2 protein-coding genes are annotated in these 2490 nt (G+C 49.4%); both read right to left on the bottom strand.

Annotated features, from left to right (window positions below):
- Positions 1–234 precede the first annotated feature (234 nt).
- Positions 235–1206, bottom strand: coding sequence for a ParB/RepB/Spo0J family plasmid partition protein (locus VZP09_RS24645; protein WP_000817038.1), 972 nt, complete (start codon positions 1204–1206; stop codon positions 235–237).
- Positions 1206–2372 carry a plasmid-partitioning protein SopA gene (sopA, locus tag VZP09_RS24640; protein ID WP_000523812.1) on the bottom strand — a complete coding sequence of 389 codons (1167 nt, stop codon included), beginning with the start codon at positions 2370–2372 and terminating at the stop codon, positions 1206–1208. Before sopA ends, VZP09_RS24645 begins: the two co-directional genes overlap by 1 nt.
- Positions 2373–2490 lie beyond the last annotated feature (118 nt).

Here is a 2490-nt window from a genome sequence, read left to right as displayed (position 1 = left end):
TGGGACCGTGGTCCCAGGCAGATAANCTGACCGNCGANNCAGNTGGGACCGTGGTCCCAGGNAGATAACCTGANCGGCGATACAGNTGGGACCGTGGTCCCAGGNAGATAACCTGANCGGCGATACAGNTGGGACCGTGGTCCCAGAGAGAATATTCAGGCCAGTTATGTTTTCTGGCCTGTGAGAAAGGAAATGAAGTAAAGGGAGATCACCGTAGACTAAAGCGTGTCCGCATCAGACTCCTGGTTTCTCAAGCTCCTTAAGAATGGCTTCTATTTTCTCTATACACTCCGCAGGAATGCGGGACCTATCCAGGTTAAGCACCATTTTATCGCCCTTATACAATGCTGTTGCCCCTGGAGCAAACTGATGACGTGAGCTCAGATTAACTCTTGATGCGGGAGATTGTTTCAGTACGGATGTTAAAAGACTAATGACCTCTTCAGCTTCAAAGATTAGTCCCGCTTTCTTCTGATCGTGGAGAGTCTCAGCCTGCTGCTTCAGTAATTCTTCTTTATCTGCAAAAGCCTTCTGAAGGGCTTCACCTGACCGGGCAGACAGTTCTCCAGGATGTGCAAACAGGGCAACAACGGATTTAGGCAATTTGGCCGTATTGATACAGCGGGTAATGATCTTACGAGAGATGTTTTCCGCATCGGCAAGCGCAGAAATATTTCCTGCAAACTCATTCTGCAGCCGGCTTGTATAACGCAGGCCACGTTCATAAGCACTCGTCGGCCGATAATCGTTACCCAGTCGGGACAATGCAGCCATCTGCTCATCGTCCAGTTCACCAACCAGAACGCGATAATCACTTTCCGTCAGGATTGCGGCTTTACGGCGACGGCTGCCGTCGGCAATTTCTATGACATCAGAAACCCGGCGGCCGAAAGCTGGAGTCTGCTGACCGGTCAGTAAAAATGAAGGAATGAGATCATCCAGAGCATCTTCGGTAAGTAGTTCCTGATCGCGCTCATTGCCTGACCATACGCGTGAAGCGCTCTCAACAGAGTCTCCCCGGAGCACCTCAAGGGTAAATTTTACTTCCCGTCCACATACCGGAAGAGAGATTGCATTACCGCGGGCCATAGCACCCACGCGCGCAATTAATGAATCCACCATCGGCGCGGCCGGCGCCGGTGATGAAGTATCTTCAGTCGATTGAGTATGTGTGGTATGTCTTGGAATGACAGGAGCACGCTTCATTATCTAATCTCCCAGCGTGGTTTAATCAGACGATCAAAAATCTCATTGCAAACAGGCTCCCAGATAGAGAGGGCATTACGCCAGGCACCGGTTGAAGAACGTTGATCAATAGCCTGTTCAAAAACGGTTCTCATACGGATCTGACCTTTACCGACTTCATCCGTTTCGCGCACAACATTTTTAAGGACCATGCTTCCCCAGGCATCCCGAATTTGTTCTTCCATCCACGGGGACTGTGAGCCATTATTATTACTGTATTTGGTAAGCAGAATACGGACATCTGGCTCGAAGCCTTTAAGATCCACGTTCTTAAGCAGGTCACGAAGCATATCGAAAAACTGTAGTGCGGAGGTGTAGTCGAACAGCTCTGCCGGAGTAGGGACAATCAGAACATCAGCAGCGCATACAACATTTATCGTACCGATACCAAGGTTGGGTGCACTGTCGATAACTATCACGTCATAATCATGAGCGACAGTTTCAATGGCCAGACGGAGCATCAGGTGCGGGTCAGCAGGTAATTTGCCTTCGTCAAATTTCCCCATCAGCTCGGTTTCAATGCGGTGCAGTGCCAGACAGGACGGGATGATATCAAGGCCAGGCCAGCAGGTGGGCTTTATAGCGTAGCTGGCGTCATCCTTTTCCCCAAGATAAAAGGGCAGGAGAGTGTCCTCAGCATGAATATGAAGATCGGGCACCCATCCGTGATACATAGAAGCAGTTCCCTGTGGGTCATTGCCTTCAACAAGCAGAACACGGAGTCCTTTCAGAGCAAGATCCTGAGCCAGGTGAACGGATACTGAGGTTTTGTAAACACCACCTTTGTGAGCTGCAACGCCAATCACCGGCGGAAACGCATCTTCAGCACGGCGCAGTCGTGTACCAAATACATCCCGCATGTGATTGATTTGTTCGATGGTATAACCAACGCGTTGCTCAACTCTCCCACGGGTTTCCATATCAGGGTGCGGCAGCCGGCCAGCTTTCTCGGCATCCCTGATAGCCTGAGATGACACGCCAACTAAATCTGCCGCTTCACCAATCCTCCAGCGACGTGTTATTTTCCGGGCTTCCGGACTGTCATCATTAAACTGTGCAATGGCGATTGCTTTCGTCATTTCATGACCAGCACTTATGCACTGGTTGAGTGTATCCATGAGTCCCATACTGAACATCCTTTAATCATCACTTTGCATTATTTTATTAAATCTTGGAATTTATTGCAAAGCAACAATAAAATCGCAAAGCACACGAAAAAGTGCAAAGTGAACCACATTGGCTAAT

The sequence above is a fragment of the Klebsiella sp. EMBS2024 genome (genome assembly GCF_036233805.1).
GTDB classification, from domain to species: domain Bacteria; phylum Pseudomonadota; class Gammaproteobacteria; order Enterobacterales; family Enterobacteriaceae; genus Klebsiella; species Klebsiella pneumoniae.
The sequence above is the reverse complement of the archived record's forward strand: the minus strand, read 5'-3'. Positions and strand labels throughout refer to the sequence as shown.